The following is a 20,354-nucleotide window of genomic DNA, read 5'->3' on the forward strand; positions in this document are numbered from 1 at the left end:
TTTCATGAACAGAGCGATTCGACAGCCTGCCGACAGTCCCTGGGAGAGGGCGAAAATGGAACAAATCGTCCGCGCCGATATTGCCGCCTTCGGAGCAGGCAGAGCCGAGATGGCGAATGCCGTGATCGAACAGAGCGGCATGCGCGTTCGCCCCGAGCGCAATCGCGGACGCTCCGCCGGCATCAACCCGTCCGGCCGCTTCGAGCCGGTCAGCCGGCATGTGTTCGACGACGGCTGGAACTCGCTGGAAGATCTGCCGCCGTTCAAGACGGAAGTGCAGGTCGAAAAGCCGCGCACCATCATCACCCGCAACGAGTCGCCGGACATTTCCTTCGACCGTTCGATCAATCCCTATCGCGGCTGCGAGCATGGCTGCGTCTATTGCTTTGCCAGGCCAACGCATTCCTTCATGGGGCTGTCGCCGGGGCTCGATTTCGAGTCCAAGCTGTTCGCCAAGCCGGACGCGGCACGCATGCTGGACAGGGAATTGTCGAAGCCCGGCTACCAGCCGCGCACCATCGCCATCGGCACCAACACCGATCCCTACCAGCCGATCGAGAAGCAGTACCGGATCATGCGCGAGATCCTGGAGGTGCTGGAGGCGCGCGGCCATCCGGTCGGCATCGTCACCAAGTCGGCGCTGGTGACGCGCGACATCGACATCCTGTCGCGCATGGCCGAGCGCGGCCTTGCCAAGGTGGCGCTATCGGTGACGACCCTCGACCGCATGCTGGCGAGAACGATGGAACCCCGTGCGTCGACGCCGACGAAGCGGCTGGAAGCGATAAGGCAGCTTTCGGATGCCGGCATCCCGGCCTCGGTGATGGTGGCGCCGATCATTCCGGGCCTCAACGATCCGGAGATGGAGCGCATCCTCGATTCGGCACGCGCCGCCGGCGCCAGGGAAGCAGGCTATGTCGTACTGCGGCTGCCGCTGGAAGTGGCGCCGATCTTCAAGGACTGGCTCTTGCGGCATTATCCGGACCGCTACCGGCATGTGATGTCGCTGATCCGTTCGATGCGCGACGGCAAGGACTACGATTCGGAATGGGGCAAGCGCATGAAGGGCGCCGGTCCTTATGCCTGGCAGATCGGCCGTCGCTTCGAGATCGCCGCCAAGCGGCTCGGACTCAATGTCGAACGGCGGCAGCTTCGGACCGACCAATTCGTCGCAGGCTCCGGCGCCGGCGAGCAGCTGATGCTGCTTTGACAATTGTGCCGGCCGCAGGAGGCCGGCGCCAAGCAATTCCAGATAAAGCGATTTTTCTCTCTGGAATTGCGATCGATTTCAAGAATCCCGTCCGGCCCTTGTCCCCCGGCCGTGAGACGGTGCCCTCCCGGTCCGACGCCCCATCCGACCCGGAGGGACTTGCGGAGAATCGGAGCCGATGCGAACCTCGCCGCACCATGGCTCGCGCGCGTTCCGATTCTCCGCTTTTGTTCGAAATGGTCGAGAAGCCCGACTTCTCCGTTGAGACGAAGGCGATGGCCGACGGGCTGTGGCCGGTCGCCGGCATGGACGAGGCGGGCCGCGGGCCGCTCGCCGGTCCGGTTGTGGCAGCCGCGGTAGTGCTTGATCCCGCCAACATTCCGGAAGGCCTCGACGACTCCAAGCGCCTCACCCATTTGCAGCGCGAGGCCCTGTTCCTGAAAATCCTGGGCTCGGCGCTCAGCGTTTCGATGGCCTCGATCAGCGCCGAAGGCATCGACAACAGCAACATCTTGAAAGCCAGCCTGGAAGCGATGCGTCGCGCCGCCGCCGGCTTGTCGCTGCAGCCGAAGCTGGCTTTGGCCGACGGCCGCGACGTGCCGCCCGGTCTGCCCTGCGAGGGCCGCGCGCTGATCAAGGGCGACCAGCGCTCGCAGTCGATCGCCGCCGCCTCGATCGTCGCCAAGGTGATGCGCGACCGCATGATGTGCGGCTGCGGCGGCCATCACGAACATTATGGCTTCGAGGTGCATATGGGCTATGCGACGGTCCGGCACCGCACGGCAATCGAGGCGCATGGCCCGGTGGCACGATTGCACCGCGCCTCGTTCGCGCCGTTCAGGCTGGGTGGCGTCGAGGTGCTGGAAGAGGAAGAGAGCTTCGCCGGGCTGGAATAATCTCCCCCCTCGAGGGGGAGATGGCCGGCAGGCAGGGAGGGTCGCCGCGCGTGAAGCGCCAACGCCCTCTTTAATCGTACAAAGCGTCGAGCTCTACGCGCAACGACCCCCTCTGTCGCCTTCGGCGACATCTCCCCCTCGAGGGGGGAGATTATCCGCGCAACAACAAAAAGCCGCCGGGTTGCCCAGGCGGCTTTTTCGATTCCGTAAAGCGAAACTCGTCAGTTCAGCTTGGCCTTCACGTCCTGCAGCGCCGACTTGAAAAGGTCTGCACCGGCCTTGGCGTCGACCTTGGCGGCAAGCAGCGCGCGGGCGGCTTCGACGGCGATGTCGACGGCGCTGGCGCGCACCTCGCCGATCGCTTCGCGCTCGGCCTGGCTGATCTTCTGTTCGGCCAACGCGGTGCGCCGGGCAACATAGTCCTCGGTCTTCTTGTGCGCCTCGGAGGCAAGGAGTTCGGCCTCGCGCTTGGCGGCGGCGACGATGTCGGCGGCCTCCTTCTCGGCTTCCTTGCGCTTCTGCTGGTATTGGCCGAGCAGCTGCTGGGCCTCCTCGCGCAGGCGGCGCGCTTCATCGAGCTCGCTGCTGATCTTGGCCGCACGGGTGTCGAGCGACTTGGCGAGCATGCCCGGCACCTTCAGATAGATGACGGCGCCGATGAAGATGATAAGGGCAATCGTTGCCCAGAGCGTAGCGAGTGATGTGGCGTCCATGATGCGCTCCTCACCGGGTCGCGGATTTGACCGCGGCCGAGATCTCGGCCTTGTCGGTCTTGCCGCCGACCAGCGCCTCGACGATGGCCGACGTGGTGTCCTCGGCGATCGTGCCGACTTCCTTCATGGCCTTGGCCTTGATCGAGGCGATGCTCGCCTCGGCCTCGCCGAGCTTCTTCTCGAGTTCGGCCTCGAGCTTCTTGCGCGTGCTTTCGGCTTCGCTCTTGGCGGCGTCGTTCGCCTGCTGGCCGATCTTGTTGGCGTTGGCCTTGGCTTCCGCCAGCTCCTGCTCATAGGCGGCAACGGCCGCATCGGCCTCACCCTTCAGCCTGGCGGCATGGTCGAGATCCTGGGTGATGCGGTCGTTGCGGACATCGATGATACCGCCGACGCGCGGCATCACAACCCGCTTCAGGAACAGATAGAAGAGCCCGAAGGTGATGACCAGCCACAGGATCTGCGACGGGAAGGTCTCGGCATTGAACGGCGGGAACGTTTCATGCGCCTCGGCAGGCACGGCGGTGCCGGCATGCGTATCGCCTTCGGCCGCAGCCGGCGCGGACTCTTGCGCAAAGGCAGATGTCACGAACATCTCATTCCCCTGTCCATACGGCGGGGCCGCACCATGCGGCCCCTTTCGTCAGCGTGTGCTTCTTACTTGAAGACCAGCAGCAGCGCGATGAGGAGCGAGAAGATGCCCAGAGCTTCAGTCACGGCGAAGCCGAAGATCAGGCGGCCGAACTGGCCGTCAGCGGCCGACGGGTTGCGGAGCGCGCCCGAGAGGTAGCTGCCGAAGATGTTGCCGAGGCCGATGCCGGCGCCGCCCATGCCGATGCAGGCGATACCAGCACCGATAGCAGCTGCTGCAGTTGCGTCCATTTCAAAACTCCTGTGGTTTTTCGTAATCGTTGCGGTTGGTATGTTGGGTATGCTGGCGCCGGGGCGCCGGTGAAAATCGATCAGTGACTCGGGTGCAGAGCGTCGTTCAGATACATGCAGGTCAGCACCGCGAAGACGTAGGCCTGCAGGAAGGCGACCAGCAGTTCCAGCGCCGTCAGCGCGACGGCCATGGCTAAAGGCAGAACCGAGCCGGCGACGCCGACGGCGCCCAGCGCGCTGAGGCTGACGACGAAGCCGGAAAACACCTTCAGCGTGATGTGGCCGGCCAGCATGTTGGCGAAAAGACGAACCGAGAGGCTGACGGGACGCGAAACGAACGAAATGATCTCGATAGCCACCACCAGCGGCAGAAGATAGCCGGGAACGCCGTGCGGCACGAACAGCTTGAGGAAGCCGAGGCCGTGCTTGGCGAAACCGTAGACGAGGACGGTGCCGATGACCAGGATCGCCAGCGTGAAGGTGACGATAATGTGGCTGGTGACGGTGAAGAAATAGGGGAACAGGCCGATGAGGTTGGCGACCAGCACGAACATGAACAGCGAGAACACCAGCGGGAAGAACTGCATCCCCTGCTTGCCCGCTGCGTCGCGCAGCATGTTGCCGACGAACTCATATGCCATTTCAGAGATCGACTGCAGGCGGCCCGGAATGAGGCTGCGGCTGGCGGTGCTCATGTAGAGGAAGGCGGAAGCAACGACGATCGTCGCGACCATGAACAGAGAGGAATTGGTGAAAGAGATGTCGTAGCCGCCGATGTGAATCGGGATGATCGGATGGATCTGGAACTGGTGGATCGGATCGACCTTGTCAGCAGCAGCCACTTTTAATCCCCGTCAAAGCCACAACCGGCTTCTTAAGTTCGCTTTCGCGCCTTGCGGCGCCTCATCTCATTTCTTCGGCTCGGGCGGCTCGCCGCCCTGACCGAATTGCGGCGCCAGTCCCGCCGAACGCAGGACATTGAGTATACCGGCGCCAAAGCCCAGCAGCAGGCCGACGATCAGACCCCATGGCGCTGTTCCCGCCAGGCGGTCGATGATCCAGCCCAAGCCGACACCGACCACCACTCCGGCGATGAACTCGCTGGACAGCTTCAGTGCCTGACCGTAACCGGTCGCAGCTTTCGCTTCGTCTTTCCCCTCGAGCCGGTCCGTGCGTCTTGATGCAAGCGATGCTTCAAGCTCGCGCCGGCGGCGCTCAAGTTCGTCGTCGCGGATGGCGGCTTCATGCTGTTTGCCGCGGCCGGTTTCTCCGGTTCCGTCTGGCCCGTTTTTGTTGGCCATCGCAACCCCCCTGCCCGGGCAGACTGTCATCGTCCGTCCGCTTCTAAAGTCGCCGGCAACATAGTTAGAGGGTCCGCCCCCGTCAAGCCACGGGCCGAACTTCGAAGTGCTGTATTTTTGCTTTTTAAATCAATGGCTTATTGAGGTGCGACATCGTGCCCGTTATGCCCGCGCGGGGACTCGGCGCGAATCCGCGCGGCAAGCCGCGCCGATTGGTGCGCGCGGCGAGCGATAAACGGTGTTGACGGAGGCACCGATTAAGCGGCTCAGCCGAGCCGCCCAAACGGCTCAGCTCCAGCCGCCGCCATAGGTGCGGTAGAAGATATGCAGGCCGATCCTGGTCATGCGCTGCATGGCGCGCGCCCAGCCGGGATGGACGTAGTTGGCGTAGTAATGCGTCGAGGAGCCGACCTCGGGAATGAAGATCTTGCCGGCAGTCACCGCCATGGCGACTTCCTGGGCGGTCTTATAGGAGGCCGTGTCGGTGATGCGCTTCTTCCTGCCGTCGCAGGCGAAGGAGAACTGGCAGCGGTTGAACCAGTCGTCGTTCTGGTAGACGACGCCGCAGATCGTCTTCGGATAGGCCGGGTTGCGAACGCGGTTGAGGATCACCTGCGCCACCGCTGCCTGGCCGCGCACCGGCTCGCTGCGCGCCTCGAAATAGATGCCCTTGGCGAGGCATTCCTGTTCCGGCTTGGAGAAGACGGCCGCCGGCAGCGGGTTCTGCATCCATGCGTGGTCGCCCTTGCCCATCGGCGGGATGAAGCGTCCGTTGTTCGGATCGTCCTGCAGCAGCGCCTCGAAGGGCGAGGCCTTGGCATAGTCCGGCGCCGACTGGGCATAGGCGGTGGCAAGGATATCCGGCTTGTCGTTGTTGACGAGAGCGACGAGAGCCGCCGGCAGGCCGGGATCCGGCTTCTTGTCCTCGCGGATATGGAAGGCCTGGGCGATCTGGACTTCCTTGCCCTTGATCTCAGGCTTGGCGAAGGTGAGCTTCAGGTTGCTGTCCATCGCGGGACGGAGCAGCGAGGAGCTGCGCTCGAAGATCGAACCGGCGCTGAAATTCTTCGGCGGCGCCACCGGCGACACCTGGACAAGGCGGCCCTTCTTATCGGCGCGTACGACGCGGTCCTCGTCGGGCGTGGCGCCGGCGACGTTGCCCTTGCCGCGAAACGCCACCGTGCCGACGCCGGGCAATGCCACGCCGGAACCGGAGATCGAGCCCGTGGCGGCCGAATCGACGAACGGCATCTCGGCGGCATGCACCGAACCTGCGACGGATTTTTCGACATAGGCGTTCCAGCGATGGCTGGGCGACTCCAGCCCGGAAACGAGGCTCGCCATGTCCTGATAGGCGACGACGGACGGAAAGCCGACCCAGAAGCCGAGCCCCAGAACCAAGGGAGGAAGGAAGGAAGGTTTATTCGCAACGGCGGCGGCGACGAGCCGCTTTAAAACGCGTCGATGCACGGAACTCTCCAGAAACGCTACTGACCCCGGAGAGCCAAAATGAAGCATTAACCTTGATGCGGGGTTAACGGCATCGATCGTGTTTTTTTCATGTTGAAGGCAAGCCGGCCAAGAATCAGGCTGGGTTAATCAGGCAGGGCGCAGGAAGATCGGCCAGGCGATCGCCGCGCAGATCGCGGCCGCCAGCCACACGCCCGGCCATGCGAAGACAATCAAGAGCCAGGGAATGGCGATCGGCACCAGGCAGAAGCCGACGAAGACAAGGGTGTTGGCGAGGCTGAGCGCGGTGCCGACATGGCCGGCGCCGGCGAGCGTGGCAAGCTCGGTATAGGCAACGCCATGCCAGGCCGAGACGGAGATGCCGGCTACGACCACCATGACGGGCAGGAACACCATCAGCGCCGGCTGTCCGGCCGCCGCGATCGCCAACAGCCAGAGGACCAGGAAGGCCAGCGCGCTGAGCGCTGCGCAGAGCCTCAGGAACGGCCGGCGGTTGCCGTGGCGGTCGGTGAAGCGGCCGCTCCAGACGCGCATCGCCATGGCGCCGGTCTGCACGATAGCGAGGCTGGCGCTGGTCGCCCACGTGCCCATGCCGGCGAAGTCGTGCAGGAAGACCGACGCAAAGGTGAGCACCGCCACCTGCGGGAAGCAGAGCAGGCCGATGGCTGTCGAGATGCGCCAGACGTCGATGTTGCGCAGCGGCGCCGGGCCGCTCGCTGCGGCGCTGGCGTGAGCGCCGCCTTGCGCCGGCGGCTCGTGCAGCCAGCGCCAGGCAAAGAAGGCTGACAGCGCGGATAGAGCCGCCAGGAGGCCGAACACCGCGGCAAAGCCCAGGGTAAGCGCCAGCGACGGCAGGACCAGCGCGCCGAGCCCGCCGCCGAGCGGCACCGCCGTCTGCCTGATGCTCATGGCAAAGCCGCGCTCGCCCTCGCCGAACCATCCCATGATGGCGCGGCCGCTTGAGCCGTTGACGCTGCCGCCGAGCAGGCCGGCAACGAGCAGGCTTGCCGAAAGCAGCGCAACGCCCGGAACGGCCGTTTTCGCCGGCACGACGAGCATCGCCATGATGAAAAGCCATGCCGCCGTGGCGCCGAGCCCGGTCAATAGCACGCGGCGGTCCCCCCAGCGGTCGGTGAGCACGCCCCAGGGCAGTTCGCTGAGCGCCACGCCGAGGCCGAGAAGCCCGAGCGCCAGGCCGAGCTCGGCATTGCCGAGATGGTAGCCCTGGCGCATCGCCACCGCGGTTGCCGGTATGCCGGAAAAGGTCGCGGAGAAGCCGGCGTTGGCGGCGACACCGATGCCCAGCACTTTCCAGCGATGATTGGGCCCGAAGGTTCGGCCGGTCGAAACTCCGGTGTCTCGCGCAGGCGGTTGGCAGTCGTTGCGGGTGACGATGGCTGACATGATTCCATTCCCGTGATGCCGGTCGACCGGCCTTGACGGGGTGGATGTAGCGCCATAGCTTCATCCATAAAATCAGGAAGTTTTTGATCGGCAATCCTGAAAATAAGGACGGTTCCATGCGACGCATCACATTCGACCTCGACGTCCTCAGGACCTTCGTCACCGGCATGGAGCTGGGCAGCTTCGCCAAGGCGGCCGAGCGGCTTGGCCGCTCGACCTCAGCCGTCAGCGCGCAGCTGAAGAAGCTGGAGGAACAGGCGGCAACGCCGATCTTCCGCAAGGCGGGGCGCGGCCTGGCGCTCACCGAAGCCGGCGAGACCATGCTCGGCTATGCGCGGCGCCTGATCGAGCTCAACGACGAGGCGGCCTCCGCCATCCGTGACGTCGAGCTGGAGGGCTGGGTGCGGCTTGGCCTGCAGGAGGATTTCGGCGAAGCCGTGCTGCCGGAAGTGCTCGGTCGCTTCGCCCGCGCCCATCCCAAGGTGCGGATCGAAGCGCGGATCGGACGCAGCCACGAGCTTGCCGAGCGCGTGCTTTCAGGCAGCCTCGACATCGCGCTCGCCTGGCACGACGGCACGACGCTGCCCTATAGCCGGCACGTCGCCGACGTGCAGGCGCGCTGGATCGGTCCGGCCAAACCGGTTGCGCCGGCCCCCCGAGACCGCGAAGCGCTGCCGCTGGTGGTGTTCGAGGCGCCCTGCCTGCTCAGAACCGTGGCGACCGAGACGCTCGACCGTGCCGGCCTCGCCTGGCGCATGGCCTTCTCCAGCCCCAGCCTTGGCGGCATCTGGGCGGCGGTGGCGGCGGGGCTCGGCCTGACGATCCGCACCGATATCGGCCTGCCGGCCAATGTCAGGGCGCTCGCGCCCGGCGTGCTCGGGTTGCCGGCGCTGCCGAAGATGGCGCTGCATCTGCATCAGAAGGACGCCGAGCTCGATCCGGTGGCGGCGCGCCTGGCCGACATTCTGCTGCAGTCGGCGCTCGAGGCGCTGCCGGAAGGGGCGCGAACCGGTGAGGGGCTGCGGAAGGTCGCTTAGCTTTTTCGGACAAGCAGCGCCGCGAATCGGAGCATCCAGCGTCGCGTTCCGTCACACCCCCCTCTGTCCTGCCGGACATCTCCCCCGCAAGGGGGGAGATTGGATTTCGCCACTGCTTTCGCCAATCACCAACGTTGAAAAGGGCGCGCCAAGAACAAAGCTGCTGATCTCCCCCTTGCGGGGGAGATGTCCGGCAGGACAGAGGGGGGTGCTGTCCCGCCAGCGTTGCGAAAATCCTAGCTACCCCGCGATGGACGATAACCTTCAGCGCTTCTTCGCCCTGCCGGCGAAAGGATTGTCCGAGGTGCGCAGCGCCATGCGGATCGGCACGCCGGGCATGTCGAAGGCCTCGCGCAGGCTGTTCGACAGGTAGCGGACATAGGATTGCGGCATCGCATCCGGGCGCGAGCACGACACCACGAAGCCCGGCGGGCGGGTCTTTGCCTGCGTGACATATTTGATCTTCAGCCGGCGGCCGGCGACGGCGGGCGGCGGATGATGCGCAAGGATGCCTTCCAGCCAGCGGTTGAGCTTGCCGGTCGAGACGCGGCTGTTCCAGACCTTGTGTGTCTTGATGACGGCATCCATCAGCCGGTCGAGGCCGCGCCCGGTCTCGGCCGAGACCGTCACCGCCTGGATGCCGCGCACCTGCGGCAGCAGGCGTTCGGTCTTCTCGCGCAGCTCGGCCAAAAGCTCCTGCGGGTTGTCGATCAGGTCCCATTTGTTGAAGGCGATCACCGGCGCACGTCCCTCGCGGATGATCAGGTCGGCGATCTGCAGATCCTGCTTCTCGAAGGGGATGGTGGCGTCGAGCACGATGATGACGATCTCGGCGAAGCGGATGGCGCGCAACCCGTCCTGCACGGAAAGCTTCTCGAGCTTCTCCTGGACCTTCGACTTGCGCCGCATGCCGGCCGTGTCGAAGAGTTTTATCCGGCGGCCTCGCCAGTCCCAGTCGACCGAGATGGAATCGCGGGTGATGCCGGCTTCCGGGCCGGTCAGCAGCCGCTCCTCGCCGATCAGCGCGTTGATCAGCGTCGACTTGCCGGCATTGGGGCGGCCGACGACGGCGATGCGCAGCGGCTTGGTGTCGTCATAGACAGGCTCGGCATCTGGATCGGCGATGTCCTCGCCGATCAGCACCTCGCTGACGGCGATCTCGTCGCTTGCCGCTTCCTCGTCCTCGCCGAAGGCGCGCTCCTCGCCAATGGCCGCGATCACCGCGTCGCGCAGATCGGGCATGCCCTGGCCATGTTCGGCCGAGACGGGGATCGGCTCACCAAGGCCAAGCTCCCACGCTTCCAGCATGCCGCCCTCAGCGCCGCGGGCTTCCGCCTTGTTGGCGACCACCACGACCGGCTTGCCGGACTTGCGCACCACCTCGGCAAAAGTCCGGTCGTCGGGCATCAGGCCCGACTTGGCGTCAATGGTGAAAAAGATCAGGTCGGCGTCGCGGATCGCGATCTCGGTCTGCAGGCGCATGCGGCCGGGCAGCGTGGAAGCCGCCGCATCCTCGAAGCCGGCGGTGTCGATGACGTCGAAGTGGAGATCGTAAAGCTTGGCCGCGTGGACGCGACGGTCGCGCGTCACCCCCGGCGTGTCGTCGACAAGCGCCAGCTTCTTTCCCACCAGCCGATTGAAAAGAGTCGATTTGCCGACATTAGGCCGGCCGATGATGGCGACTTTGAACGACATCCGGGGTCACGAAGCGTTGCCCGACCCGCGGATCAGTTCGGCCATCAACTGCGCCCGCTGGCGCACATTGCGCGGAGCGCCGTCATCCGAAGAGATCTGGTCGAACAGTTTGAGCGCGTCCGCAGACTTGCCTTCCTTCCAGGCGGCAAGGCCAAGCGCCTCGCGCGCCGAGCTGCGCAGCGGGTTGGTGTCGGCGGTCAACGCCTCGACACGGCTGGAGACATCGGCGAAGGAGCCGTGATCGACCAGCAACAGCGCCGCCCTCAGGCGGGCCATGTCGCGGATGCCGGTCGGAATGGCAGTGTCGGCTGCAACCTCGTCGAAATCCTTGACGGCGGCGTCGACGTCGCCCTTGTCGGCCTTGACGGTCGCGGCGCGCATGCGGGCGAGCAGCGGATAGGCGCCGTAGCCATCCTTTTCCAGTTGGTCCAGAGCGGCGATCGCCTCGTCGTTCTTGCCGTCATTGGCAAGCTTGAGCGCCTGCGAGAACGCATCGCCCGAGCGATTGGCGCGGGTCTCGTCCCAATAGCGGTAGCCAACGACGGCGGCCGTGCCCACCACCACCAGGATGGCGAGGCCAAGCAGCGCCGGGCCAAAACGGTCCCACAGCGCCTGCGCCTGCTCGCGACGAATCTCTTCGTTCACTTCGCGGATAAAACTGTCGTCCGACATCAATCAAAAAACCATTGCGGCCCCGGATGAGGCGCTTCTTGAGCCCCGCGTTTTAGCGAAATTTTGTCGGCATGGAAGGGGGATGCGTGGAAAATCGGCGGGACGAGCCAAGGCGGTTTCCAGGCGAGCCGGAACGCACCGGTGCCACATTTGGCCGATAGCCGGCTTTGGAATAGTCCGAAAGATCGCCCAAAGGTTGCCAGTGCCACATCCGTTCCGCGTCCTTGCGTTCAGTCTCGCCGCGTTTGCCACCATTGGTGCGGCTTTCGCCGATCCGCCCAAATCGCGGCAGCCCATATCGGCGAAGCCAAAGCAGATCGTGCTGATCTCCTTCGACAGCGCGCGCGAGATCTCGCAATGGGAACGCAGCCGTGCGCTGGCGAAGCGCACCGGCGCGCGCTTCACCTATTTTCTGTCCTGCGTCTTCCTGCTCTCGCCGGAGACGCGCGGACAATACGTCGCGCCCGGCAAGGGCGCCGGCAAATCCAATATCGGCTTCGCCGCCTCGAAGCAGGAGGTGGCGGACCGGCTGGAGCAGATCGGGCTCGCGGCAAGCGAAGGCCACGACATCGGCAGCCATGCCTGCGGCCATTTCGACGGCAAGGACTGGAGCAAGGCCGACTGGCTGGCAGAGTTCGGCGCGTTCCGGCACATCCTCGAAAATGCCTATGCGATCAACGGCATTTCACCCGAGCCGCCCGGCTGGCGCGAGTTCGCGCGCCATGCCGTGACCGGTTTTCGCGCGCCGTACCTGTCGACCGACAGGGCGCTTTACGAAGCGCTGCCCGAGGCCGGCTTCCACTATGACGCAAGCGGGGTCTCGAACGGCCCTGCCCTGCCGCCGACGAAGAACGGCACCACCCGCTTTGCGCTGCCGCTGATCCCGGAAGGGTCGAGGTCGAAGCCGGTGGTCGCCATGGACTACAACCTCTATGTCCGCCATTCCGGCGGCTTCGAGATGCCGGCCAAGGCGGACGAGTTTGCCGACCGCGCCTACCACGCCTTCCGCGCCGCCTTCGATGCCCAATACGACGGCAAGCGCCTGCCGCTGGAACTCGGCTTCCACTTCACCCAGATGAATGACGGCGCCTACTGGAGCGCGCTCGAGCGCTTTGCCGATGAGGTCTGCGTCATGCAGCAGGTCGAGTGCATCAGCTTCCGCGACTATGTCGCGCGGCAGCGAGCGGGCCAGGCACAGGCAGCAGTGGGCGGCTGACGGGACACAGCCGCGCCCTAACTTACCGGCTGATCTTCGGGGCGCATGCCAGCCTGCTCGCGTTCTAGATAATGCTGATCGATAACCGGCAGCTGTTCGCCTTGCAGCGTCGCCTCGAAGGCACGCAAACGTTTGTGCACAGATTGCAGTTCGACAATCGTCGACCAGGAATTCAACAGGAACTGCAGCGAATTCGTCACCTTGCCGAACGCGTTCGATATCTGGTTCAGCGCGCCGAACGTGATCTTGTGCGCGACCAGCGAAGGCCCGAGGATCAGCAGCGAGAAGATGTTGTCGGCCTGCAGGTAGGTATAACGAACAACGTTGAAATAGATGTAGTGGAAATATAGCTTGAAATAATTGCGGCGGACATTGGTGAACAATTGTGTCGTCGTCGCCGGCTGAGCCCGGTCGGCATGATCTTCGCCGTAGACAAGCTCCTTACGATAGGCTGCCTCGACACGCTGGTTGCGGAACTGCAAGCCCGGCAGCTTGAGACCCGCCACCATGACGGAAATCGTTCCGAACAGACACCAACCCAATGCGGCAATGACCAGTGGCTGCGGGACCGTGCCGATGATCGGCAATTCGGTGATGTGAGCCTGCAGTTGAATCAAAACCGGAAGGAAGGCGATCAGGGTCATGATCGACTGAACGAAGGTCGAGCCGAGATCCTCCATGATCTGCGAGAAGCGCATCGTGTCTTCCTGGATACGCTGTGAAGCGCCCTCGATGTGGCGCAGCCGGCCCCAGTTGGCCATGAAGTAATCATTCATCGCGGTGCGCCAGCGGAAGATCCAGTGGCTGACGATGAAGGCATTGACCACCTGCACGTTCATGCCGACCAGCGCCAGCCAAGAGAAATCGGCCAGCCCCTTGTAGAATTCCGTGTCGGTCGAGGCCGTCGTTCCCGACATCAGGCCCTGGACGTAGTCGAAGAACGGGCCATACCAATTGTTGACCGCAACCGAGACCTGAACGTTGAAGTAGATGAAGAACAGGATGACGGCGGTCATCAGGATCGACCAGTTCTGCCACGGGTGCGGGGCGTACCAGCTCCAGAAGGCGTAGAAGATCACCACGCAGGCGGCAAAGTAGATGTAGAACCACAGGAACGGCTTCGACCACAGCACCGCGATGCCGATGATGGGCGGCGTGCCTGCCGCAGCAGGAGGGAAGCCTAAGACAGCGCCCAGCTGCTCGCCGCCGAAGAACCAGAACAGGATCCCCACGAGGCTCCAGACGGCGGCCGAGGTGAAGAAAAGCTTCGGCTGCGGGAAGAAGGATACGAACACTGTGACGGGTTTCCTCGGTCTGACCGCAAATCAGCGGCGTTGCTGTTTGGCGGGCATAAGGTCACACATTAGTGGGAAAGAAAATGCCCTGCCCGATGCCCGGCACCGAGCAAGACCACAAATCATGGCGATTTTGGTGCAGCCGACCAGGCAATGACGCCAGACACCAGCAAAGCGGCAGCCGCCATTGCCGAGGCAAGCACGTAATTGCCCGAGGCCTGCGCGAGCAGGCCGGCAGCGATCGGGCCAATGATCTGGCCGAGGCCGAAGGCGGCGGTCATCACCGCGAAGATGCGGCGCGGCGCCTGCGGCGCGAGCTGCCTCGCCGCCTGCAGGCCAAGTGCCGTGATGGCGATGAAGGTGCCGCCGAGCAGGATGCCGGCGAGCAGCGGCCCGGTGAAACCCTTGACGACGACGCTGGCGGTGACGCCGACCACCTCGACCAGGCAGCTCACGGCGTAAGCCGCATAGAGCCCGGTCCTGGCGGCGAGCTTCTGCCAGAACCAGGTCGAGGGAAAACCGGCAAGGCCGGCGACCATCCAGACAGTGGCCTCGAAGACGCGTCCGCCGCCGCCCTGGCGAACGATGGCGACCAGGAAAGTGGCCGTCACCACATAGCCGAAGCCGAACAGCCCGTAGGCAAGGATCATCTTCGTCAGCGACCTGTCGTTCGGCAATGCCGGCTCAGGTCCATCGACGCCGTTGGCCGGCGTGGCCGACCCTGCGAGCAGCGTGACGACGAGCAGGCCAGCCGCCGAAAGCGCTCCCGACCAAAGCCATCCGGCGGCCCAGCCGGCATGTTCGGTAACGAGAATGGCCAACAGCGCCGAGGAAGCCGCGATGCCCAGGCCGACGCCGCCGAAATGCAGCGCCTGCAGGTCGCCGCGACCGGCCTCGGCGAGATGGCTGAAGACGATCGACGACATGAACACCATGACGAAGGCGCTGGCCAGCCCGGCAAGGAAACGGACGACGAGGAAAGCACCCATCGTCTCGTTCAGACCCATCAGGGCCGCAAGCACTGCGCTGGCGGCAAGGCTGGCGAACATCAGCAAACGCTCGCGGCCGTGCGCCCAGCCGCCGGCAGCGGCAAGCGCGCCGATGAGGTAGCCGAGATAGTTGGCCGAGGCGATCCAGCCGGCATCGGCCGGCGTCAGGTGGAGCTCCTCCATCATGCCGGGCAGGATCGGCGTGTAGACGAAGCGGCCGATGCCCATGGCGACGGCGAGCGCCACCATGCCGGCGACGGCAAGACGCAAAGGGGATGGCGAGGCGGCTTTCATTGCAGCGCAACATAAGTGTGTGCGCAGGCGAAACAACCGTGCTTGCGTTGGGCCAGTTCGGTCAGGCCGCCTTCAGCGGCAGGCCGTCTCGTATGCCGTGCGGCGGGCCGTCAGGCGGAATGGCATGTCGCCGAGCTCGCGCTCCGACATGGTGTCGAGCACCGGGTGCGACAGCGGGTCGACGACCCAGCGGGCGATCTCGTCCTCGCCATACCGGCCCTGTTTGGGCTCGGTGTTGGAAAGCGCCCTCAGCAAAGATAAAATCTTCATTGGATTTGCCTCCAAGCTCTGACCAGCCTCGCTAAAATCAGCCTTTTCTTGCCAAGTTTCAATTGAGATTTCGGCCCCACGGGTTTAGAAAAACTGAATGGCTTTGCTGAACCGCGTCCATTTGAACGGCCTGCGTGCCGTCGAAACCGTCGCCCGGCTGGGCTCGCTCGCCGCCGCGGCCGCCGAGCTCAATGTCTCGGTCAGCGCGGTCAGCCAGCAGATCAAACGCACGGAAAAGCAACTGGGACAGGCGCTGTTCGAGCGAACGTCCGGCGGACTAGTCCCGACCGAATTCGGCAATGTCTTCACAGCGCGGCTCAGCGCAGGCTTTCGTGAGCTCGCGCAAGCGGTGGCGCTGGCCGGCGAGGCAAGCGAGTGCACGCTGGTTGTGTCGGTGGCGCCGGCCTTTGCCTCGAAATGGCTGCTGCCAAGGCTGTCGCGGCATTTCGCCCGGTACCCGAACGTTTTGCTGCGCATCGACGCATCAGGGCGGATCGCCGATCTCGACCATTCCGACATCGACATAGGCATCCGGATGGGCGACGGCAAATGGCCGGACGTGCGCGCGGAACTGCTGCTGGCGCAGGAAATGTTTCCAGTCTGCGCACCGTCGATCGCGGCCAAGCTGAAGTCGATCCAGGATCTGGCGCAGACCTGCGCCATCACCGACGAACGGTCGATGATCAGCTGGGACAGCTGGTTCGAGGCGGCGGGGGTGAAGCCTGTCACCTTCCTCAAGGGGGCGCGCTTCACCGATCCGATGCTTTGCCTGGAGTCCGCAATCGCCGGCCATGGCGTGATGCTTGCCTGGCAATTGCTCACCGCAGATGCATTGGCCGACGGTCGGCTGGTCGCGCCTTTCGGCGTGCGGGCTGAGAGCGGGCTCGGCTACTGGCTTGTGACATCGGAAACAAAAAGCGAGAGCCGCAAGGTGCGCGACTTCAAGGTCTGGATCCGCGAGGAGATCGCGGCCACCATGGCGCAGTTCCGCGCATTGGACAGCGCCGCCTAAGCTCGTTTGAGCATGGTCCTTTCCAAACCGAAGGTCAGCGCAGCAAAAACCGCCGCGCACTTTTCGCTGACGCGGTCCTCCGGTTCGGGATCATGCTTTTTTCGAGCATGATCTTTCCGAAAACCGCTGCCCACTTTCCGGGATCATGCTTAGAGAACAGGCCCAGTCGATCGCGGTGGAAAGGTCAGGCTCACCGGTCTATGTAAGAACCAGACCCCAACATAATGGCAGGCAGGATCATGACCACACATTCGCGCGGCGTCTCGGCAACAATCGACCCGGTGAAGCTCGACAGGCTGGCCGAGGTGGCCGTCAAGGTCGGGCTGCAGCTGCAGCCGGGACAGGACCTGGTGCTGACCTCGTCGATCGCGGCGCTGCCGCTGACCCGGCGCATCGTCGAGCATGCCTACAAGGCCGGCGCCGGGCTGGTGACGCCGATCTTCAACGACGACGAGATCACAGTGGCGCGCTTCCGTTATGGCGCCGACGCCGGCTTCGACCGCGCCGCCGGCTGGCTCTATGAAGGCATGGCAAAGGCCTTCGCCAACAATGCAGCGCGGCTCGCGGTGCGCGGCGAGGACCCATCGCTGCTGTCTGAGCAGGACCCGGCCAAGGTGGCGCGCGCCAACAAGGCGAATTCGATGGCCTACCAGCCGGCTTTGGAAAAGATCACCGGCTTCGACATCAACTGGAACATCGTCGCCTATCCCGATCTTGCCTGGGCGAAGCAGGTATTTCCTGGCGAGCCCGACGACGTCGCGGTGGCGAAGCTGGCGGACGCCATCTTCTCGGCCTCGCGAGTGGATGTCGAGGATCCGATCGGCAACTGGAAGGCGCACAACGCGGCGCTGGCCGAGCGCACGAAATGGCTGAACGAGCACAATTTCCATGCGCTGCATTTCAGCGGACCGGGCACCGACCTAACCGTCGGACTGGCGGAAGGCCATGAATGGATGGGCGGCGCCTCGACGGCCAAGAACGGCGTCACCTGCAATCCGAACATCCCGACCGAGGAAGTCTTCACCACGCCGCATGCCTGGCGGGTCGAAGGCCACGTCTCCTCGACCAAGCCGCTCTCCTACCAGGGCACGCTCATCGACGAGATCTCGGTGCGCTTCGAGGGCGGACGGATCGTCGAGGCCAAAGCCTCGAAGGGCGAGGACGTGTTGAAGAAGGTGCTCGACACCGACGAGGGCGCGCGCCGGCTCGGCGAGGTGGCGCTGGTGCCGCATTCCTCGCCGATCTCGAAGAGCGGCCTGTTGTTCTTCAACACCCTGTTCGACGAGAACGCCGCCTGCCACATCGCGCTTGGACAGTGCTATTCGAAGTGCTTCGTCAACGGCGCTTCGCTCAGCCAGGACGAGATCGCGCAGCGTGGCGGCAACAAGAGCTTTATCCACATCGACTGGATGATCGGCTCGGACAAGATCGACATAGACGGCGTCGGCAAGGACGGCAGCCGCGTGCCGGTCATGCGCAAGGGCGAATGGGCCTGAGAGGGCTCATTGTTTTGCGCAATTCCGGACGGAAAACCGCTGCGCACTTTTCCTGGAATTGCTTGGCAAAGGAGGCGTAATGGCCTTCGACATAGCGGTGAAGCGCATCTACGAGGCGCCTGAGAAGACAGACGGCCAGCGCGTGCTGGTCGACCGCATCTGGCCGCGCGGCGTCGCCAAGAAGGACGCCGCCCTCACCCTTTGGCTAAAAGAGATCGCCCCGAGCGACGCGCTGCGCAAATGGTTCGGACACGATCCCGAGCGCTGGGCGGAGTTCCAGAAGCGGTACCGTGTCGAGCTCGACCGGAACGAGGAGGCGGTGGCGCAACTGCGCAATGTGCTTCGCGAGGGCAAGGTGACGCTGCTCTACGGCGCGCATGACGAGGCGCACAACAATGCGGTGGCGCTGGCGGGGTATTTGCGAGGGGCGTGAGGAGTCTCACAGCGTTGGCGATTGGCGAAGGCCGATGCGACGTCCAATCTCCCCCTTGCGGGGGAGATGCCCGGCAGGGCAGAGGGGGGTGCTGTCCCTCCGGCCTCTCAACCATTCGCTGCCGCATACCAAGACAGATTCGCGCTGGAACACGTTCGGCCAAGGTCGCGTTCCTTCACACCCCCTCTGGCCTGCCGGCCATCTCCCCGCAAGGGGGGAGATTGGCAGCTTCGCCGTCCCGCCTCTACTTCACCGCCTCTTCATATACATCGGGCTTGAACCCAACGAGAACCCGATCCCCCACCTCCAGCACGGGGCGCTTGATCATGGTCGGCTTCGCAAGCATCAGCTTCTTAGCCTTCTTCTCGTCGAGCGCTTCCTTGTCCTTCTCCGGCAACTCGCGAAAAGTGGTGCTCCCCTTGTTGAGCAGCTTTTCCCAGCCGACCTTGCCGACCCAGCCGTTCAGCCTTTCCGCCTCCATCCCTTCGGCGCGATAGTCGTGGAAGCGATAGGGAACGTCGCGGCCCTCCAGCCAGACGCGCGCCTTCTTGATCGTGTCGCAGGTGGTGATGCCGTACATGGTGATCGTCAACAGATGCTCCTCGTGCGGACGTTGAATTCCGCGGCACCGTAGAACCACCACTTACCCATTGCCAGCGGAATGCGGAGATTTGGTCTTGCCAACACTAAGGTTTTTTCCTAAGTATTTGCCGCGGCAGCAACGAGAAATGGACAGTCGATGATCAGCCCGCAGACCGCCACTCAGAGCACGCCGCCGATCGACGGTATTTTCCGCGCGCTTGCCGATCCGACACGCAGGCGTGTGGTGGAGCGACTGAACAGAAGCCCCGCCTCGGTCAGCGAACTGGCAGAGCCGTTCGAGATGGCCCTGCCCTCCTTCGTCGAGCACCTGAAAGTGCTGGAAGGCTGCGGACTGGTGCGATCGGAAAAGGCCGGCCGAGTGAGGACCTACAGGCTTTCGCCCGAACCGCTGAAGCTCGCGGAAAACTGGCTCGCCGAACAGCGCGCGCTGTGGGAGCGCCGCCTCGACCAGTTCGACGCCTATGTGATGAACCTCAAGGAGACAGAAAAGTGAGCTATCCGTTCAAGCCCAACCCGAAGCTGGATCTGACTCTGGAGCGCTTCCTGGATGCGCCGCGCGAATTGCTGTGGCGCGCCTGGACCACGCCTGAGCACGTCAAGCAGTGGTTCACGCCGAAGCCGTGGATCATCACCAATTGCGAGATCGACCTTCAGCCTGGCGGCCTGTTCCGCACGCGCATGCAGTCGCCCGACGGCAAGGAGGTGAGCGATCGCCATTGCTGCTATCTCGAGATCGTGCCGAACGAACGACTGGTTTGGACCGACGCGCTGCTGCCTGGCTACCGGCCGTCCGGCGAGCCCTTCATCACCGCGGTCATCGCGCTGACGCCCGAAGGCAAAGGCACGCGCTACACCGCCACCGCCATCCATCGCGACGAGGCGACCCGCAACAACCACGAGGAGATGGGTTTCTTCGACGGCTGGGGCACGGTGGCCGACCAGCTTGCAGAGTATGTGAAGACCATTTGAGAAGCTGGCATGGCGGCCAAGATATCATCCTGGCCGCCACGCCTGATTTTTAGATCTGACAGCGAGAGACGCGAGATGCTACGGGCCGATCGGCCTCAATAATAGAAGCGCTCTTCGCTGATCTTGCCGTTCTTGACCGTGTAGAGGCCAACCTCGTCCATTTTGACGCGTTCGCCGGTGGATTTGGGTGTCACGTCGAAGGTGAAGCGCAATGCGAACTGGTCGCCATTGACATAGGGGCCATCGATCGAGCCGCCGTGAACCTCATGGTTCGCTTCCCACCATTCGCCCTTCTGCTTCACGGCTTCCTTGCCGTTGCAAACGGACATCGGCCCTTCCATTGCCTCGTAGCTGGTGATGTCGTCGGCATTGTATTTCGCGGCAGCGCTGTGGCTGTCGCCCTGCTTGAGGAGTTCGGTGAAGTCCTTGGCAATATCCGCAGTGGTCATGATTTCCTCCCGTTCGAGACGAGACTTGAAGTAGGGTACCGCCCGCTGGGC

The 20,354-nt window shown here is 64.1% G+C and carries 23 protein-coding genes; 9 read left to right on the plus strand and 14 right to left on the minus strand.

The window, feature by feature from the left end:
- Positions 1-55: 55 nt before the first annotated feature.
- Positions 56-1,210: a PA0069 family radical SAM protein gene (locus ABID26_RS04055; protein ID WP_292367712.1), complete on the plus strand. Its 1,155-nt coding sequence runs from the start codon at positions 56-58 to the stop codon at positions 1,208-1,210.
- A gap of 197 nt (positions 1,211-1,407) precedes the next feature.
- Entirely contained in the window at positions 1,408-2,106 is a 699-nt protein-coding gene (locus ABID26_RS04060; protein ID WP_126101526.1) for a ribonuclease HII, read from the plus strand.
- Positions 2,107-2,327: 221 nt separating this feature from the next.
- Here the strand turns inward: ABID26_RS04060 and ABID26_RS04065 are convergent, their stop codons facing one another.
- The 7 genes from ABID26_RS04065 to ABID26_RS04095 form a co-directional block, all read right to left on the minus strand.
- Positions 2,328-2,819, minus strand: coding sequence for a F0F1 ATP synthase subunit B (locus ABID26_RS04065; protein WP_354413963.1), 492 nt, complete (start codon positions 2,817-2,819; stop codon positions 2,328-2,330).
- Positions 2,820-2,829: 10 nt separating this feature from the next.
- Positions 2,830-3,411, minus strand: a complete 582-nt coding sequence (locus ABID26_RS04070) for a F0F1 ATP synthase subunit B (protein WP_126101527.1) — start codon at positions 3,409-3,411, stop codon at positions 2,830-2,832.
- A 62-nt stretch (positions 3,412-3,473) separates the two neighbouring features.
- Positions 3,474-3,698, minus strand: a complete 225-nt coding sequence (locus ABID26_RS04075) for a F0F1 ATP synthase subunit C (RefSeq protein WP_027164582.1) — start codon at positions 3,696-3,698, stop codon at positions 3,474-3,476.
- Positions 3,699-3,778: 80 nt separating this feature from the next.
- Entirely contained in the window at positions 3,779-4,540 is a 762-nt protein-coding gene (locus tag ABID26_RS04080) for a F0F1 ATP synthase subunit A (RefSeq protein ID WP_126101528.1), read from the minus strand.
- A gap of 66 nt (positions 4,541-4,606) precedes the next feature.
- A complete protein-coding gene (locus ABID26_RS04085; protein ID WP_126101529.1) occupies positions 4,607-4,999 on the minus strand; it encodes an AtpZ/AtpI family protein in 393 nt (130 codons plus the stop codon).
- A 288-nt stretch (positions 5,000-5,287) separates the two neighbouring features.
- A complete protein-coding gene (locus tag ABID26_RS04090) occupies positions 5,288-6,469 on the minus strand; it encodes a cell wall hydrolase (protein ID WP_126101530.1) in 1,182 nt (393 codons plus the stop codon).
- A 129-nt stretch (positions 6,470-6,598) separates the two neighbouring features.
- The gene (locus ABID26_RS04095; RefSeq protein ID WP_126101531.1) at positions 6,599-7,873 is read right to left on the minus strand and encodes an MFS transporter; all 1,275 of its coding nucleotides are present in this window, start codon (positions 7,871-7,873) and stop codon (positions 6,599-6,601) included.
- 116 nt (positions 7,874-7,989) lie between these two features.
- On the opposite strand from ABID26_RS04095, the gene ABID26_RS04100 reads away from it, so the two are divergent.
- The gene (locus tag ABID26_RS04100) at positions 7,990-8,910 is read left to right on the plus strand and encodes a LysR substrate-binding domain-containing protein (protein ID WP_292372550.1); all 921 of its coding nucleotides are present in this window, start codon (positions 7,990-7,992) and stop codon (positions 8,908-8,910) included.
- A gap of 264 nt (positions 8,911-9,174) precedes the next feature.
- Here the strand turns inward: ABID26_RS04100 and der are convergent, their stop codons facing one another.
- Together der and ABID26_RS04110 are read right to left on the minus strand one after the other, a co-directional pair.
- Complete coding sequence (gene der / locus ABID26_RS04105; protein WP_354413974.1) at positions 9,175-10,605, minus strand: ribosome biogenesis GTPase Der; 1,431 nt, start codon at positions 10,603-10,605, stop codon at positions 9,175-9,177.
- Positions 10,606-10,611: 6 nt separating this feature from the next.
- The gene (locus ABID26_RS04110; protein ID WP_126101534.1) at positions 10,612-11,277 is read right to left on the minus strand and encodes a tetratricopeptide repeat protein; all 666 of its coding nucleotides are present in this window, start codon (positions 11,275-11,277) and stop codon (positions 10,612-10,614) included.
- A 202-nt stretch (positions 11,278-11,479) separates the two neighbouring features.
- Between ABID26_RS04110 and ABID26_RS04115 the strand changes: the two genes are divergently transcribed.
- The gene (locus ABID26_RS04115) at positions 11,480-12,493 is read left to right on the plus strand and encodes a polysaccharide deacetylase family protein (protein WP_292372546.1); all 1,014 of its coding nucleotides are present in this window, start codon (positions 11,480-11,482) and stop codon (positions 12,491-12,493) included.
- A gap of 17 nt (positions 12,494-12,510) precedes the next feature.
- Here the strand turns inward: ABID26_RS04115 and sbmA are convergent, their stop codons facing one another.
- From sbmA to ABID26_RS04130, 3 genes are all read right to left on the minus strand, one after another.
- On the minus strand, positions 12,511-13,788 hold the full coding sequence (gene sbmA, locus ABID26_RS04120) for a peptide antibiotic transporter SbmA (RefSeq protein ID WP_292367730.1): 1,278 nt from the start codon (positions 13,786-13,788) through the stop codon (positions 12,511-12,513).
- A 122-nt stretch (positions 13,789-13,910) separates the two neighbouring features.
- Positions 13,911-15,071, minus strand: a complete 1,161-nt coding sequence (locus ABID26_RS04125; protein WP_354413977.1) for a YbfB/YjiJ family MFS transporter — start codon at positions 15,069-15,071, stop codon at positions 13,911-13,913.
- Between the two features lie 72 nt (positions 15,072-15,143).
- A complete protein-coding gene (locus tag ABID26_RS04130) occupies positions 15,144-15,341 on the minus strand; it encodes a hypothetical protein (RefSeq protein WP_292304657.1) in 198 nt (65 codons plus the stop codon).
- Between the two features lie 97 nt (positions 15,342-15,438).
- Between ABID26_RS04130 and ABID26_RS04135 the strand changes: the two genes are divergently transcribed.
- The 3 genes from ABID26_RS04135 to ABID26_RS04145 all read left to right on the plus strand — a co-directional run bounded on the left by ABID26_RS04135 (position 15,439) and on the right by ABID26_RS04145 (position 18,282).
- A complete protein-coding gene (locus ABID26_RS04135; RefSeq protein ID WP_354413979.1) occupies positions 15,439-16,353 on the plus strand; it encodes a LysR substrate-binding domain-containing protein in 915 nt (304 codons plus the stop codon).
- 239 nt (positions 16,354-16,592) lie between these two features.
- Positions 16,593-17,849, plus strand: a complete 1,257-nt coding sequence (locus tag ABID26_RS04140; RefSeq protein ID WP_354413982.1) for an aminopeptidase — start codon at positions 16,593-16,595, stop codon at positions 17,847-17,849.
- A gap of 79 nt (positions 17,850-17,928) precedes the next feature.
- On the plus strand, positions 17,929-18,282 hold the full coding sequence (locus ABID26_RS04145; RefSeq protein ID WP_292367738.1) for a DUF488 domain-containing protein: 354 nt from the start codon (positions 17,929-17,931) through the stop codon (positions 18,280-18,282).
- Positions 18,283-18,526: 244 nt separating this feature from the next.
- Here ABID26_RS04145 and ABID26_RS04150 read toward each other — a convergent pair whose 3' ends face one another.
- Positions 18,527-18,874 (minus strand): ArsC family reductase, encoded by a 348-nt coding sequence (locus ABID26_RS04150; protein WP_354413984.1) that lies wholly within the window; start codon positions 18,872-18,874, stop codon positions 18,527-18,529.
- Between the two features lie 147 nt (positions 18,875-19,021).
- Between ABID26_RS04150 and ABID26_RS04155 the strand changes: the two genes are divergently transcribed.
- Together ABID26_RS04155 and ABID26_RS04160 are read left to right on the plus strand one after the other, a co-directional pair.
- A complete protein-coding gene (locus ABID26_RS04155) occupies positions 19,022-19,378 on the plus strand; it encodes an ArsR/SmtB family transcription factor (protein ID WP_292342028.1) in 357 nt (118 codons plus the stop codon).
- The gene (locus ABID26_RS04160; protein ID WP_354413987.1) at positions 19,375-19,854 is read left to right on the plus strand and encodes an SRPBCC family protein; all 480 of its coding nucleotides are present in this window, start codon (positions 19,375-19,377) and stop codon (positions 19,852-19,854) included. Before ABID26_RS04155 ends, ABID26_RS04160 begins: the two co-directional genes overlap by 4 nt.
- Before the next feature lie 95 nt (positions 19,855-19,949).
- Here ABID26_RS04160 and ABID26_RS04165 read toward each other — a convergent pair whose 3' ends face one another.
- Complete coding sequence (locus ABID26_RS04165) at positions 19,950-20,303, minus strand: nuclear transport factor 2 family protein (RefSeq protein ID WP_292342030.1); 354 nt, start codon at positions 20,301-20,303, stop codon at positions 19,950-19,952.
- Positions 20,304-20,354 lie beyond the last annotated feature (51 nt).

Origin of the sequence: Mesorhizobium shonense, from assembly GCF_040545255.1 — a bacterium.
GTDB lineage: Bacteria > Pseudomonadota > Alphaproteobacteria > Rhizobiales > Rhizobiaceae > Mesorhizobium > Mesorhizobium shonense.